Raw genomic sequence first — 15,289 nt, 5'->3', positions numbered from 1 at the left:
GTCAGCCCGTCAGCGTCTGCCCGTACGACTCCATCGGACCGGTCCCGGTCCCGGTCCCCGTCCCTGTGCCGCGGCGGACCTCGTGGCCGGGCAGCCCCGCACGGCCCAGTACCCAACTCGCCCCGGCCAGAGCTTTGGCGGCCTGCTTCAGGGGGGCCAACGAGGTGGCCGCCTGCCGGTGGTCGATCACGCTGCCGGGTGCGCACAGCACCGTGGCCAGCGACAGCGTGACGGCGCGGCCGCCCGCTGCCCAGGGCGTGTCGAGCACCGAGGAGGCCAGCGGGTCGAGGGTGTCCGGGTCGGCGAGGACCAGGAAGTCGTCACCGCCGATGTGCCCGACCATCGTCGCCTCGGACGCCGAGAGCTGCAGCGCCCGCCCCACCGACCGGATCAGCTCGTCCCCGGCCACGAACCCCGCTCCGTCGTTGACCTGTTTGAAGTGGTCGATGTCCAGCCAGCTCAGCGCGAACGTCCGCCCGTCCGCGATCCGCCGGTCCACCTCCCCGGTGATCGCGTCCGAACCGGGCAGCCGGGTCAGCGGGTTGAGCCCGGCGGCCTCCTCGACCCGGCTCTCCGACAGCGCCCGTACGAGGTCCGCGAGGCGTACGACACCCACGCACCGCCCGTGCCGGTCGACGACCGCGACATCGTCGGACGTACGGTCCCGGTCCCCGTCCGCGACGACGTCGAGCACTTCCCAGGCCGTGGCGTCGGCGCCGACCGTACGCGGCACGTCACCGAGTTTGGCGGCCGGCCGGTCGGCGTACAGCGCGTGGCCGTATCGCCCGGACATCGACAGCAGGAAGCGTGACCGGTGCACCGAGCGGACCGGTACCCCGAACGGGTCCACGAGCAGCACACCGGACACGTCGGGGGACCCGGTGAGCAGGGCCCTGACCTCTCCGGCCGACGCGGTGGCCGGCAACAGCGCGGCCGGGCGGACGAACTGCCCGACGGACGGCCCGGACCGGGGCGCGCTGCGAACGCCGGGCGAGAGCTCCGGAACGTATACGTCCGCCGAGGGGCGCCGGGCGGGCGGTGCGAACAGATCGCCCTGCGCGAGCTGTGCCCCCGCCGACAGCGCGGCGGCGCACTGCAGTTCCGTCTCGACGCCTTCGACGGACAGCAGCGCGCCGAGCTGGTCGCACAGGGTCCGCATCGCGTACACCGCCGCGGGCCGCGACAGCAGGGACACATCGAGCTTCATCAGCTCCGGGGCGAGATCCGTGAGCAGGCGCAGCGGTACGTCGCCGTCGCCGATCCCGTCGGCACAGATCCGGAAGCCCTCGCCGCGCACCGCGGCCACCGCCTCCAGCAGGGCGTGCTGCGGCACGTGTGTGTAGGGCGGTACGACGTCGACGGTGACTTCCCAGGGCAGCCGCCCGGCCTCCCGCACCTCGTTGCGCAGCGCCGAGAGCCGGCCGAGGTCGGCCAGCGTTCCGGCGAACACGTTGACGTGCAGGGGGAGCAGCGTCTCCCTGCGGGCCGCGGCCCGGATGGCCAACGCGGCCAGGCGGCCGTCCAGTTCGGGATCGCGGCGGGCCTGGGCCAGGATGTCGCCGGACTCCGGACGGGCGAGTGTCTCCAGCGCCGCTATCCCTCCGGTGGTCAGATTGACGACCGGCTGGAAGGCGAAACGGATCATATCCGTCCAGGAGGGCACACCGGTATGGTCCCGCTGTCGGCGTACGCCGACGGGCGATTCACGAGGTGTTCACGCAGGATTCCGGGGTCGTCACAGTGGGTGTGGGGGGAGAGCTCGGGTATGCCGCGCACACGGGGCCGCCGGGACCGGTGAGCGCACGGTGTCGCCGACGTCGTCCCGGACCGGTGAGCGTGTGCCGCCCGTGTCGGGAGGGACGCACGGGGCGGTCCAGGCAGAGGTGGAATGACGCCGGTCCTCCGGGGTCTCCGGATCCGGCGCGGTCCACCGCGGGTCCGCCGCCGTGCTATCGCACCGCCACCACCGCTACCGCTACCGCACCGCCACCACCGACGAACCGTGTCCGAACAGCCCCTGGTTCGCGGTGATTCCCACCTGGGCCCCGGCGACCTGCCGGTCACCGGCACTGCCGCGCAACTGCCAGGTCAGCTCGCACACCTGGGCGATGGCCTGCGCCGGGACGGCTTCTCCGAACGAGGCGAGCCCACCGCTGACGTTCACCGGTATGCGTCCGCCGAGTGAGGTGGCGCCCTCCCGCAGCAGTTTGGCGGCTTCGCCCTCGCCGCACAGCCCGAGGTCTTCGTACCACTGCAGTTCCAGCGCGGTCGACAGGTCGTAGACCTCGGCGATCGACAGATCCTCGGGCCCGACGCCCGCCTCCTCGTAGGCCGCGTGGGCGATGGACGCCCGGAAGGTCCTCGCGGCGGGCTCCGCGCCGGCCGCGGAGTCCGTGGCGATGTCCGGCAGATCCAGCACGGTGTTCGGATAGCGCGGCGACACGGTCGACACCGCGCGGATCCGTACCGGCTCGGCGACGCCGTGCCGGCGTGCGAACTCCATGTCGGCCAGCACCACGGCGGCGCCGCCGTCCGAGGTCGCGCAGATGTCGAGGAGGCGCAGCGGATCGGCGACCACGGCCGACGCGGCGACCTCCTCGGCCGTGACCCTCTTGCGGTAGCGGGCGTTGGGGTTGAGCGCGCCCAGGGCCGCGTTCTTCACCTTGACCTGGGCGAAGTCCTCCGGAGTGTCGCCGTACAGGGCCATCCGGCGCCGTGCGTACAACCCGAAGTACGTCGGATTCGTCGCCCCGAGGACACGGAAGCGCAGCCAGTCGGGATCGTCCGGCCGGTCCCCTCCGGCAGGGCGGAAGAACCCCTTGGGCGCCGCGTCCGCGCCCACCACGAGGACCACCTCGGCGAGGCCCGAGAGTATCCGCGCACGCGCCGCGTCGAGTGCCTGCGCCCCGGAGGCGCAGGCCGCGTACACGCTCGCCACGCGCGCGCCCTGCCACCCCAGTGCCTTCGCGAACGTCGCCCCCGCCACATACCCCGGATAGCCTCCGCGCACCGTGGACGCGCCCACCACCGAGTCGACCTCCTGCCAGCCGATCCCCGCGTCGGCCAGTGCCGCGCGCGCCGCGACGACCCCGTACTCGACGAAACGGTGCCCCCACTTGCCCCACGGGTGCATCCCCACGCCGAGCACCGCCACCTCACCGGTCACTCCGTCACCCCCGTCCGCCCTGTGTCCTTCGTGCCGTTCATGCCGTCGTCCCCGTCGGCCGCCAGTGCCACGTCGTCCAGGTCGTCTCCTCGTCCTCGTGCAGCACACCGGGGACCACCTCCACCTCCATGCCCACCGCCAGATCGGCGACGGTGATCCCGGGAACCGCCTGGCCGAGCACCACGAGGCGCTCGGATTCCAGTTCCACAGCGATCAACGCGTAGGGCCGCCAGGAGAGTTCCGTATCGGTCACATAGGGTGACGGAGGTCGGTAGCGGCTGTCGGTGTACGACCAGACGCGTCCTCGGGGGGACAGGGGCACCTCCGCCAGTTCGCCGCCCGCGCACCCGGGATTGCGGCAGAAGACGTCCTCGCGGGGGAAGAAGACCGAGGCGCATGCCGAGCACCGTGTGCCGAGCAGACGGAAGCCCTCCCCCTCCCCGGCGAACCACCCGGCGACCACAGGTGTGCGTGTGCGCGGCACAGTCCCTCCCGACCCTCGATCTGACGGAACGTCAGAAGTGTGCCACGGGCGCCGGGAATTGGGCAGGGCGTCCGGACGGGTCCCGTCCGTCCCCTCCGCCCGCCCGTCCCATCCGTCCCGTCCCCTCTGCCCCGGCCGTCCCGTCCGAGCCGTTCCACCTCACCCCCGTCGTCCGGCCCAACCCGAAGACGTCCGTCCGGTGATGGACTACAGTCCGCGGCGTGTCCGAAACCCCGCACCCGCCCGCCGACTTCGCGCCGGATTCGCACTGCTCGAGCTGCGGCGCCCCCTACGGAGAGGGCATCTCCGGCTGGCCCCGCACCTGCGCCGCCTGCGGCACGGTCGCCTACCGCAATCCACTGCCGGTCGCGGTGGCCCTGCAGCCCGTCTACGACGACCAGGGTGCCGCCCTGGTCGTCATCACCCGGACCATCGCGCCCGCGCGCGGGGGCGTGGCCCTGCCCGGGGGATTCATCGACCACCGGGAGGACTGGCGGCAGGCCGTCGTGCGCGAGCTCAAGGAGGAGACGGGCATCGACGCGGCGAGCAGGGACGTGCGGCTCGCCGACGCGATGAGCTCTCCCGCGGGCCATCTGCTGCTCTTCGGGCTCCTTCCGGAACGCCCCGCCGGTGAACTGCCCAGGTCCGCCGCCACCGACGAGACGGAAGGCTGGCATCTGCTGCGAAGGCCTGCCGAACTCGCCTTCCCGCTCCACACCCTGGCGGCCCGTGCCTGGTTCGAGGGGCGGTACATCTGACGGTCAGGGACGGAGCCGGCCCGGTCCCAGTCCCCGCACCCGCACGGGGTACGACGGCTCGCCCGGACTCCCCGTGCCGTCGGTCCGGCGCACCACCACCTCGTCCTCCTCCCAGCGGGTCACATAGCGCTCGGCCTCCGGCTCCTCCCACCCGTCGCCCGCGTCCGGTACGACGAGCCCGCCCCCGCCGCTTCCCCGCGCGGGTGCCCACGCCTCCAGCTCCAGACCACCGTCGGCACCGCGTACGGGCAGAACGGCGCCGGCGCGCGCAAGGACCGGAATCCGCGACAAGGGGGCGTCGACCACTATCTGAGCGGGCCCCTCGTACGCCTCCTCGGTGACCGTGTCGTACCAACGGCCCCGTGGCAGCTGCACCGTCCGCCGCACGGCGCCTCGGTCCAGCACCGGCGCCACCAGGAGGCCGTCGCCGAGCAGGAAGGTGTCCTCGCAGTCGCGCAGCGCCCGGTCCTCGGGACTGCCCCACCACAGCGGCCGCACGTAAGGGGCGCCCGTGCGGCGCGCCATGTGCGCCAGCGTCACGAAGTACGGGAGCAGGCGCCGCCGTTCGACGAGCGCCACGCGCGCGTGCTCCAGCACCGCTTCACCGAACTCCCAGGGCTCCCTGCGCCCGGCCCGCAGACTCGCGTGGGTGCGGAACAACGGGAGGTACGCCCCGAGCTGGAACCACCGCAGATAGAGCTCGGGCGACGGGCTGCCGTCGAAACCGCCCACATCGGGTCCCGAATAGGGCACCCCGGACAGCCCGAGCCCCATCACCAGGGACAGCGACGCCCGCAGTCCGGGCCAGCCCGTGGCCACGTCCCCGGACCATGTGCCCGCGTAGCGCTGCAGTCCCGCCCACCCGGAGCGCGAGAAGAGGAACGGCCGCTCCTGTGGCGCGAGTTCGCGCAGCCCCTCGTAGGCGGCCCGGGCCATTCCCAGCGCGTACACGTTGTGCGCCTCGCGGTGGTCACCGCCCCGGCCCTCCAGGGAGTGCCGGGCCGAACGAGGCAGCGTCGACTCGCCGAAGGCCGTGAACGACGTCGGCTCGTTCATGTCGTGCCAGAACCCCGCGAACCCCTGCGCGAGCCGTTCCTCGTAGAACCTGCCCCACCACGCGCGCGCCCGCGCGTCCGTGAAGTCCGGGAAGACGGCCTCCCCCGGCCATACGACGCCGCGCACGAGCTGTCCCGAGGCGTCCCGTACGAAGACGTCCTCGGCGAGACCGCTGTCGTACACGGCGTTGCCCGGCTCCGCCTTGACCGCCGGGTCGACGATGGACACCAGCCGGATCCCGTCGCGCCGCAGCTCCTCGGCGAGCACCGGAAGCTTCGGGAACCGGTCGCGGTCGACGGTGAACACCTGGTGGGCGTCGTAGTGGTCGATGTCCAGGTGCACGGCGTCCAGCGGCAGGTCCCGCTCCTGGTAGCCCGCGACGATCCTGCGCACCTCCTGCTCACTGCCGAAACCCCACCGCGCGTGCTGGTACCCCAGTGCCCATGCGGGCGGCAGCGCCGCGGCACCGGTCAGCGACGCCCAGGAGTGCAGCACGCGCGCGGGAGTGCCCACCATCAGCCAGCACCGCAGCGGGCCGCCGTCCATGCGCAGCTCGGACGATCCGGCCCGGTCGTGCCCGGAGCCGGCGCCCTCCTCGCCCTCCCGCAGGGTCACGGTGCCGTCCCACGACGTGTCGTGGAACACGAGATGCGTGCCCGCGTCGGCGACGACCATCTGCACCGGCATCGTGAGGTACAGCGGATCGTCGCCCGGACCGAAGGCCTGTCCGGGATCCGTGTTCCACAGCCGGTATGTCCCCTCGCGCAGCCGGAGTCCCGACGCCCGGCCGCCCAGACCGAAGAACCGGGCGTCGGCCGCCACTTCGGAACGCTGCATCCAGCGGGCCGTGCCGCCGTCGACGGGCTCCCACCACCGGGGCGGCAGATCGCGGCGCAGGATCACTCCGCCGGGCGTGAGGACCTGGATCGCGCCGTGCCGCGAGACCACTACGGTGACCCGCTCGGCCACGACCCGCCAGCCACCGTCCTTGTCCGGCTCCAGGACGGCCCGCGGGTCCGGCTCCGGACAGCGGCCCGCGAGGGCGTACGACGGCTCCGGCGCGACCGCGTCCCAGCCCCAGAAGACCGCCCCGCCCACCGTGACCGTGATCCGCAGTTCCGAGCGCGTGAAGCGGACGACCCCGCCGCCGGGGCCCGGCTCCACACCGAGCACCGGCCCGGGCACCCGGGCCCGCTCGGCGCCCCGCCGGGGCAGTCCGCCGGCGTCGGCACGCCTCCTCCGCCATGCGGCCCGCACGGTGAGCAACCCCTGAGTGGTACCCCCCGAGCCGACCGCTTTCACCGAACGCACCAGGTCACGACCGTCCATGCTGTTCACCCTGCCACTACGGGCGCCTGTTGAGTGAGCCGTTCAACTGGCGTTCACCTGTTGCGACACCACATCTTCATGTAGCCCACTATGTGGGGCGTGCCCTGGTAAAGAAGTCGATCACATGGCATCGTCCGTGTCAGCCGCGGACGCGCACACCCCCGCTCGTGCGCGACCGACGCCCACGACGCGCACAGCCCGGGAGCCGCCCCATGTCCACCACGAACCCCTCACCGCTCTGGCAGCCCACCGCCGAGGGCATCGCCCAGGCACAGGTCACGAAGTTCCAGGCCTGGGCGGCCGAACGGCACGGAGCCCCGGCCGACGGAGGCTACGCGGCCCTGCACCGCTGGTCGGTCGACGAACTGGACACGTTCTGGAAAGCCGTCACCGAGTGGTTCGACGTACGGTTCTCGACCCCCTACGCGCGCGTGCTCGGCGACCGCGCCATGCCCGGAGCCGCGTGGTTCCCCGGAGGCACCCTCAACTACGCGGAGCACGCCCTGCGCGCCGCGGAGACCCGCGCGGACGAGCCGGCCCTCCTGTATGTCGACGAGACCCACGAGTCCGTCCCCGTGACGTGGTCCGACCTGCGCCGCCAGGTCGGCTCCCTGGCCGCCGAGCTGCGCGCCCTCGGCGTACGCCCGGGAGACCGGGTCAGCGGCTATCTTCCGAACATCCCCCAGGCCGTGGTCGCGCTGCTCGCCACGGCGGCCGTGGGCGGCGTCTGGACGTCCTGCGCCCCCGACTTCGGCGCCCGCAGCGTCCTGGACCGCTTCCAGCAGGTCGAACCCGTGGTCCTGTTCGCCGTCGACGGCTACCGCTACGGCGGCAAGGAGCACGACCGCCGTGACACGGTCGCCGAGCTGCGCCGTGAACTGCCCACCCTGAGGGCCGTCGTCCACATTCCGCTCCTGGGCACCGAGGCACCCGAGGGAGCCCTGGACTGGCCTGCGCTGACCTCCGCCGACGTGGAGCCCGTCTTCGAGCAGGTCCCCTTCGACCACCCGCTGTGGGTGCTCTACTCCTCCGGCACGACGGGTCTGCCCAAGGCCATCGTCCAGTCCCAGGGCGGCATCCTCGTCGAGCACCTCAAGCAGCTCGGCCTGCACTGCGACCTGGGCCCCGAGGACCGCTTCTTCTGGTACACCTCCACCGGCTGGATGATGTGGAACTTCCTCGTCTCCGGCCTGCTCACGGGCACCACGATCGTGCTCTACGACGGCAGCCCCGGGTATCCGGACACGGGCGCCCAGTGGCGCATCGCCGAACGCACGGGAGCGACCCTCTTCGGCACGTCCGCCGCGTACGTGATGGCCTGCCGCAAGGCGGGCGTCCACCCCTCGCGCGACTTCGACCTGGGCCGCGTGCGGTGCGTCGCCACGACCGGCTCGCCGCTGCCGCCCGACGGATTCCGCTGGCTGCACGACGAGGTCCGCGAGGACCTGTGGATCGCCTCCGTCAGCGGTGGCACCGATGTGTGCTCCTGCTTCGCCGGAGCGGTACCGACGCTCCCGGTGTACATCGGCGAACTCCAGGCCGCCGGCCTCGGCACCGACCTCCAGTCCTGGGACCCCAGCGGAAAACCCCTCACCGACGAGGTCGGCGAACTGGTCGTCACCAACCCCATGCCGTCCATGCCCATCCGCTTCTGGAACGACCCCGACGGCAGCCGCTACCACGACAGCTACTTCGACACGTATCCCGGAGTGTGGCGCCACGGCGACTGGATCACCGTCACCTCACGAGGCTCCGTCGTCATCCACGGCCGCTCCGACTCCACGCTCAACAGGCAGGGCGTGCGTATGGGCTCGGCCGACATCTACGAAGCCGTCGAGCGGCTCCCCGAGATCAAGGAGTCGCTCGTCATCGGTGTCGAGCAGCCCGACGGCGGCTACTGGATGCCGCTGTTCGTCCACCTCGCCCCCGGAGCCGTGCTGGACGAGGACCTCCTGAACCGCATCAAGGGGACGATTCGTGAACAGCTCTCGCCGCGCCACGTTCCCGACGAGGTCATCGAAGTGCCCGGAGTGCCCCACACCCTGACCGGCAAGCGCATCGAGGTGCCGGTCAAGCGCCTTCTCCAGGGCGCGTCCATGGAGAAGGCCGTCAACGTCGGTTCCGTGGACAACGTCGAACTTCTGCGCTTCTACGAGAAGCTGGCCCGCGAGCGCGGCTGATCAGCCTCCGTAGGTGGCCTCCGACTCGCCGAGCACGGCGGCGAAGTCGGAGGCCAGGCGCACGGCGCCGGCAGGCGGGAGCTCCGCGGTCGAGATGCGCACCCCGGGCGCGGCCGAAGTCCTGAAACGCGCGCCCGCCGCGACCCACCAGCCGTACGAACGCAGCCCGTTCACGATCGCCGACTCGTCCCGCACGGGCACCCAGAGGTTCATCCCGCTCACGCCGCGCGCCGTGATGCCACGGCCGGTCAGCTCACGGCGCAGTGCGTTCCGGCGCAGCGCGTACGTCTCCTGGGCACGCGCCACCAGCGCGCGCGTGTCCTCGTCCGTCAGCAGCCCGTAGACCGTCTCCTGCAGCAGATGACTGACCCAGCCCGACGTCAGCAGCAGGCGGCCGTCGTGCCGGGCCAGCGTCGTCGGATCGCACGCCGCGGCCGCCCACCGCAGGTCGGTCCCCAGGAACTTGCTCACCGTGCGCACATGGACCCAGCGGTTCAGACCGCCCGCGGTCAGCGTGTGCAGCGGCGCGCCGGCCACGGACGACGCGTGATCGTTCTCCACGACCAGCACGTCGGGCGTCTCCCGGAGCACATCGACGAGCGCGTCCCGCCGATCCCCGGAGAAGCCGCCGCCGCAGGGATTCTGCGCCCGCGGACTGCACACCACCGCGCGTACCCCTGCCCGTAGAGCCGTCCGCAAGGAATCCGGACGGATGCCCTGGTCGTCCACCGCGACCGGAACCGTGCGCAGTCCCAGAGCCGTGACCAGGTCCAGCAGATGGTGATAGCCGGGATCCTCCATCGCGACCGCGTCCCCCGGACGCAGTTCCACCGACAGCAGCCGCCCGACCATGTCCAGCGCGCCATGAGCGAACGTCACGTGCTCCACAGGCACCCCGTCGGGCCCCAGCCAGTCGCGCACGGCCTCCTCCAGCCGCGTCAGACGCGGGCTGCCCCGATGGGAGCGCGCACCGGGGGAGAGCTGCGACGGCGGCGCCAGACGGGGGAGCAGCGCCGGGTCCGGATGCCCGCCCGCCAGGTCGAGCAGCCCGTCCGGCACGCGCGGCGGCCGCCGTGATGCCACCGCGGGCGCCGCTGCGATCACGGTCCCGCCGCGCCCGCGGGTCACCACGATCGCGCGTTGCCGCAGCTCTTTGTAGGCCGTGGCCACCGTGCCAGGACTCACTCGGAGCCGTTCGGCCAGGGCGCGCACCGGAGGCAGTGCCGTACCCGGTTCCAACGCGCCCTCGGCCACGCCCCGTTCGACGGACGCGGCAATCGCCTTGGCTGTCGTACCGCTGATCGAATATTGTGCTGCCACGTTGCCAAGTATGTATCAATACATAATCTGGAGCAAGGGGGAGCAGTGAGTCCGATGCGCCGAGCAGCCGCATGGCCGACCCGCATACCAGGAGGCCCCGACGGCCGGAGAATGCTCTGGATCGCCCTGGTCGACCGCATCGGCAGCGGCCTGTGGGCATCCGTCTCCGTCCTGTACTTCACCTACGTCACCGGTCTCTCGGTCGCCCGGATCGGCACCCTCGTGGCCGCGGCCGCCGCGGTCGGCCTCGCGGGCGCGCCCCTGGGCGGCCGGATCGCCGACCGCCTGCCGCTCACCCGTGTCCTCATCGCGCTCCAACTCCTGCGAGCCTCGGCCTCCTTCGCGCTGCTGACCACCGACAACTACGCCCTCCTCCTGGCGTTCTCCGCCGCGGGCGGTTTCGGGGACCGGGCCGCGAACGTCCTCACCAAGCTCTACGCCACCCGCGTCTCGGGACCCGACCGCGTCCGCTACCAAGCCCTCAACCGCACCGTCGCCAACGCCGGCTGGGCCCTGGGAGGCCTCGTGGCGGCAGCGGCACTGACCCTCGGGACCACGGCCGCGTACCAATGGCTGCTCGCCGGCGACGCCCTCTCGTTCGTCGCCGCCGCCCTCGCGACCGCCCGCTGCGGCGAACCGCCCTCGGCCACCCGCACGATCGCCACGTCCAAGAGCCCCGTCCCCGCGCCGCGGCCGGCCGGTCCCTGGCGCGACCGCACCTACCTCGCCTACGTCGCCACCGAGACCGTCCTCTTCCTCGACGACGCCGTGTTCAAAGTCGGACTGCCCCTGTGCATCGCCCACTCCGACCGGGCGCCCCACGGTCTCGCACCCCTGCTGATGGTCCTGAACAACGTGATGGTCGTGGCCCTCCAGGTGCCCCTGGCCCGGTTCGGCGCCACCACGGCCGCGGCGCGTGCGCTGCTCATCCCGCTCTCCGCCTTCTTCGCCCTGGGCGGTGCCGCCATGGCCCTCTCGGCGACGGGCGGAGCCGTGGCCGTGACCCTCTCCCTGACCGCGGCGGCCACCACCTTCACCGTTGCCGAGATGCTCCACGCCACCGTCTCCTGGGAACTCTCCGTCGCGCTCGCCCCGAACACCGCACAGGGTGCCTACCTCGGCGTCCACGGACTGGCGCAGGCCGCACAACGCAGCGTCGGACCACTCGCCGTCACCGCGGCCATCGCCACCGGCCCCCTCGGGTGGACCCTCTTCGGCGCGACCATAACCGCGACCTGCGTGTTCCAGCACCGCCTCGTGCGCGACCGGCTCACCCGACCCGCATTGTCAGTGCCGCCGGTTACTGTGAGTGAGTATTGATCGACTGTGCACAGGGGGAAACATGGCGCACACCCAGAACCACACCATGCGACGCGTCCTGCGCCGCGAAATCGCCGGCACCATCGGCCTGCTGACCGACGAACAGGACTTCCGGGCGATGCGGCGCTACCGCACCTTCGCCTTCGACGACCACACGACCTACCTCCGGCAGATCGAAGCCCTGCTCAAGACCCTCGCAGCCCAGGGCAGCCACACCACGCTGGCACTCTTCGACCCCGAGGAATACGCCGAATTCTGTGCCGAGAGCGGCCTGGAACCCGACACCCCGGTCAGCCGGACCCGCTTCACCGCGCAACTGGCGGCGACCGGCCCCACCATCCCCTACGACGGGCAGCCCCTCGACCAGCTGGTCCCCGAACTCGTCGACGAAGCGGTCCGCCGGGCCACCTGGGAGTACGCGACCGCCCTCCTGGCCCGCATCGGCACCTGCGCGACCTGCGGCGAGGACATCGGCCGCGCCTCCTTCATCCGCGCCGCACACCTCCTCGCCCGGGTCGTCGACACCGCGAGCCCGGGAGACCTCCACCTCGTGTGCAGCGTCTCATCCGCCCCCGACACCCTGGTCGCCGTACTGCGGACGGAGGGACGCACAGAAGGCACCACACACCTCGACGAATCCGAAGCCCTCGAATTGACCACCGTCCTGGCCCTCGGGATCGCCACCCGCAGCGCCTGCGGACTCGTCATGCGCACCACCGCCCCCGACACCACCGACCGTGTCTACGGATGGCGCCTGCGAGGCGAGGACCTGGAGCCCCTCACCGCCGGGGAGGTGTTCGACGCCTACTGCACCGACATCGAATCCGGGGACCTGGTCTCCCCGGAATCAGGCGTCGACTATTGCGTACCGCCCGACCTCGGAGACGAGGGAAGGCGGACGGGCCACACTCACTGAACGCGCAAGGGGCGCCCCATCCTCGGATGGAGCGCCCCCGCGTACCGCCGACCGCTGCCGTCGCCGACAGCGCTGCCCGGTTACTCGCCGGACAGCACCGCCTGCGCAGCGGTGCGCGCCTCTTCCGCCGTGTCCGCGGCACGTGCGGCCGCGGCCGCACGCTCGCACTGGGCCAGCGTGTACTTGGCCAGCGTCGCCCGCACATAGGGAATCGACGCGGCACCCATCGACAAGGAGGTGACACCCAGACCGGTCAGCACACAGGCCAGCAGCGGGTCCGACGCGGCCTCACCGCAGACACCACAGCTCTTGCCCTCGGCCTTCGCTGCCTCGGCGGACAGCGCGACCAGGTCGAGCAGCGCCGGCTGCCACGGGTCCTGCAGCCGGGACACCGCGCCCACCTGCCGGTCTGCGGCGAACGTGTACTGCGCGAGGTCGTTGGTTCCCAGGGACAGGAACTCGACCTCCTGCAGGATCGACCGCGCCCGCAGCGCCGCCGACGGGATCTCCACCATCGCGCCGAACTTCGCCCGCAGCCCGGCCGCCCGGCACGCGTCCGCGAACGCCTTGGCGTCCGTGCGGTCCGCGACCATCGGGGCCATCACCTCGAGATAGACCGGCAGTCCGTCCGAGGCCTTCGCGAGAGCGGTGAGCTGTGTACGCAGCACGTCGGGGTGGTCGAGCAGCGTACGCAGCCCCCGCACGCCGAGCGCGGGGTTCGGCTCGTCGGCCGGCGTCAGGAAGTCCAGCGGCTTGTCCGCGCCAGCGTCCAGCACCCGCACCACGACACGGCCCTCGGGGAAGGCTTCGAGCACCTGACGGTAGGCCTCGATCTGCTTCTCCTCGGACGGCGCCTGCTTGCTGTCGTCCAGGAAGAGGAACTCGGTACGGAACAGACCGACACCCTCGGCACCGGCCTCCACGGCAGCCGGCACGTCCGCCGGGCCGCCGACGTTGGCCAGCAACGGCACCTTGTGCCCGTCGGAGGTGGCACCCGGGCCCGTCGAGGCGGAGAGTGCCGCCTTGCGCTCGGCCGCCGCGGCCTCCAGCTGTGCCTTCTTCTCCGCACTCGGCTCCACGAAGATCTCACCCGTGCTGCCGTCGACGGCGATCACTGTGCCCTCGGCCAGCTCACCCGCGCCGGGGAGAGCCACGACGGCCGGCACACCCAGCGCACGCGCCAGGATCGCGCTGTGGCTGGTCGGCCCGCCCTCCTCGGTGACGAAGCCGAGGACCAGGGTCGGGTCCAGCAGTGCCGTGTCGGCGGGCGCGAGGTCACGTGCGATGAGGACGTAGGGCTCGTCGCTGTCCGGGACGCCGGGCATGGGCACGCCGAGCAACCGAGCGATGATCCGGTTCCGCACGTCGTCGAGGTCGGCCACACGTCCGGCGAGGTACTCACCGGCGCCGGCCAGCAGCGCCCGGTACGCGGCGAGCGCGTCGTAGACGGCACGCTCGGCCGTACTGCCAACGGCGATCCGCCGGTTCACATCAGCCGTCAGCTCGGGGTCCTGGGCCATCATGGCCTGGGCCTCGAGCACCGCCTGGGCCTCGCCGCCCGCCAGATTGCCGCGCGCAATCAGGTCGGCCGCCACGTCCTCCACGGCTTTGCGGGCGCGTGCCTGCTCGCGGGCCGCGTCCTCCGGGGGGATCTGCTTGGCCGGCGGTTCGAGAACCGCCGTTCCCATGTGCCGAACCTCGCCGATCGCCACACCGTGGCTCACGCCGACGCCTCGCAGCGTTGTCTCCATTTCACCCGTCTCCGAATAGTGCGGCGGGTACGACCGCCGCGATGATTGTCGAACGCGCCGTCCAGGACAGCGTCGAAGTCACTGCCAGCCGAAGAGCGCGTCGCCGGCCTTCACCTCGCCGGCCTCGATGACGTCCGAGAGGGAGTCCGCCGTGGCTTCGAGGGCCACGACCGGGCACACAGGGGACTTGCCGGCCGCCTCGACGGCGGCGGGGTTCCACCGAACGATGCCCTGGCCGCGCGTCACTGTGTCCCCCTTGTTCACGAGCAGCTCGAAGCCCTCGCCGTTCAGCTGCACCGTGTCGATGCCGAGGTGAGTGAGCACGCCGTGGCCCTCGCCATCGACGACGACGAAGGCGTGCGGGTGAAGGGAGACGATGACTCCGTCCACCGGAGCGACGGCTTCGGAGGGCTCACGCTCAGGGTCGATCGCCGTGCCGGGGCCGACCATCGCTCCGGAGAACACGGGGTCCGGTACCGCGGCGAGTCCGATGGCGCGTCCTGCGAGAGGGGACGTCACGGTGGTCATGGGAAGCCTCCGAGGGGGGGTGGAGATCTATACGGGCCGTCACTGCCTGTCCCGGACAGGGCACTGTTGAGCAGGGTATGTCATATGAAGTGCCGGTTCCGCGCGAGTGATCCCGGTTGGCGCCGTAGAGGACAGGGCAAACGATTTGCGCCTGCTCCCGCACCCCATGTAGAGTCGTACTCCTGCTTGAGGATGAGCGGCGTGACCAAGGCGTCGTTGCCCGGCAGCACCCAACTTGTCGGATCCTATCTCGGGTCGCGTTCCGCATGTCTGCGGGACAGTGGTCAGTGAGACGGAAAAGGACTGATAGAGTTTGGACTCGCCGGAAAGGGAAACGCGGAAGCGGATTACCTGGAAAGCACCGAGGAAATCGGATACGGAAACGGTCTGATAGAGTCGGAAACGCAAGACCGAAGGGAAGCGCCCGGAGGAAAGCCCGAGAGGGTGAGTACAAAGGAAGCGTCCGTTCCTTGAGAACTCA

11 protein-coding genes are annotated in these 15,289 nt (G+C 71.7%); 4 read left to right on the top strand and 7 right to left on the bottom strand.

Annotated features, from left to right (window positions below; translation table 11 throughout):
* Nucleotide 1: 1 nt before the first annotated feature.
* From ACH4S8_RS29260 to ACH4S8_RS29250, 3 genes are all read right to left on the bottom strand, one after another.
* Complete coding sequence (locus ACH4S8_RS29260) at nucleotides 2-1,663, bottom strand: EAL domain-containing protein (protein WP_398399227.1); 1,662 nt, start codon at nucleotides 1,661-1,663, stop codon at nucleotides 2-4.
* A 312-nt stretch (nucleotides 1,664-1,975) separates the two neighbouring features.
* Nucleotides 1,976-3,166, bottom strand: coding sequence for a lipid-transfer protein (locus ACH4S8_RS29255; RefSeq protein WP_398399225.1), 1,191 nt, complete (start codon nucleotides 3,164-3,166; stop codon nucleotides 1,976-1,978).
* Between the two features lie 37 nt (nucleotides 3,167-3,203).
* On the bottom strand, nucleotides 3,204-3,629 hold the full coding sequence (locus ACH4S8_RS29250; protein WP_398399719.1) for a Zn-ribbon domain-containing OB-fold protein: 426 nt from the start codon (nucleotides 3,627-3,629) through the stop codon (nucleotides 3,204-3,206).
* Between the two features lie 242 nt (nucleotides 3,630-3,871).
* Here ACH4S8_RS29250 and ACH4S8_RS29245 point away from each other — a divergent pair, with 242 nt between their 5' ends.
* Nucleotides 3,872-4,408, top strand: a complete 537-nt coding sequence (locus ACH4S8_RS29245; protein ID WP_398399223.1) for an NUDIX domain-containing protein — start codon at nucleotides 3,872-3,874, stop codon at nucleotides 4,406-4,408.
* A 3-nt stretch (nucleotides 4,409-4,411) separates the two neighbouring features.
* Here ACH4S8_RS29245 and ACH4S8_RS29240 read toward each other — a convergent pair whose 3' ends face one another.
* Nucleotides 4,412-6,793: a TIM-barrel domain-containing protein gene (locus tag ACH4S8_RS29240; protein ID WP_398399221.1), complete on the bottom strand. Its 2,382-nt coding sequence runs from the start codon at nucleotides 6,791-6,793 to the stop codon at nucleotides 4,412-4,414.
* A gap of 212 nt (nucleotides 6,794-7,005) precedes the next feature.
* On the opposite strand from ACH4S8_RS29240, the gene ACH4S8_RS29235 reads away from it, so the two are divergent.
* Nucleotides 7,006-8,973, top strand: coding sequence for an acetoacetate--CoA ligase (locus ACH4S8_RS29235; RefSeq protein ID WP_398399219.1), 1,968 nt, complete (start codon nucleotides 7,006-7,008; stop codon nucleotides 8,971-8,973).
* On the opposite strand, the gene ACH4S8_RS29230 is transcribed toward ACH4S8_RS29235, so the two are convergent.
* Nucleotides 8,974-10,293 (bottom strand): aminotransferase class I/II-fold pyridoxal phosphate-dependent enzyme, encoded by a 1,320-nt coding sequence (locus ACH4S8_RS29230; protein ID WP_398399216.1) that lies wholly within the window; start codon nucleotides 10,291-10,293, stop codon nucleotides 8,974-8,976.
* A 111-nt stretch (nucleotides 10,294-10,404) separates the two neighbouring features.
* Between ACH4S8_RS29230 and ACH4S8_RS29225 the strand changes: the two genes are divergently transcribed.
* Together ACH4S8_RS29225 and ACH4S8_RS29220 are read left to right on the top strand one after the other, a co-directional pair.
* Nucleotides 10,405-11,613, top strand: coding sequence for an MFS transporter (locus ACH4S8_RS29225; protein ID WP_398399214.1), 1,209 nt, complete (start codon nucleotides 10,405-10,407; stop codon nucleotides 11,611-11,613).
* Between the two features lie 22 nt (nucleotides 11,614-11,635).
* The gene (locus ACH4S8_RS29220) at nucleotides 11,636-12,529 is read left to right on the top strand and encodes a hypothetical protein (protein ID WP_398399212.1); all 894 of its coding nucleotides are present in this window, start codon (nucleotides 11,636-11,638) and stop codon (nucleotides 12,527-12,529) included.
* An 80-nt stretch (nucleotides 12,530-12,609) separates the two neighbouring features.
* On the opposite strand, the gene ptsP is transcribed toward ACH4S8_RS29220, so the two are convergent.
* Nucleotides 12,610-14,280 carry a phosphoenolpyruvate--protein phosphotransferase gene (gene ptsP / locus ACH4S8_RS29215; RefSeq protein ID WP_398399210.1) on the bottom strand — a complete coding sequence of 557 codons (1,671 nt, stop codon included), beginning with the start codon at nucleotides 14,278-14,280 and terminating at the stop codon, nucleotides 12,610-12,612.
* 78 nt (nucleotides 14,281-14,358) lie between these two features.
* Nucleotides 14,359-14,808: a PTS glucose transporter subunit IIA gene (locus ACH4S8_RS29210; RefSeq protein ID WP_398399208.1), complete on the bottom strand. Its 450-nt coding sequence runs from the start codon at nucleotides 14,806-14,808 to the stop codon at nucleotides 14,359-14,361.
* Between the last annotated feature and the right edge of the window lie 481 nt (nucleotides 14,809-15,289).

It is taken from the genome of Streptomyces sp. NPDC021080 (assembly GCF_044333225.1).
Taxonomy (GTDB): Bacteria; Actinomycetota; Actinomycetes; order Streptomycetales; family Streptomycetaceae; genus Streptomyces.
This window is presented reverse-complemented; position numbering and strand designations above follow the sequence as displayed.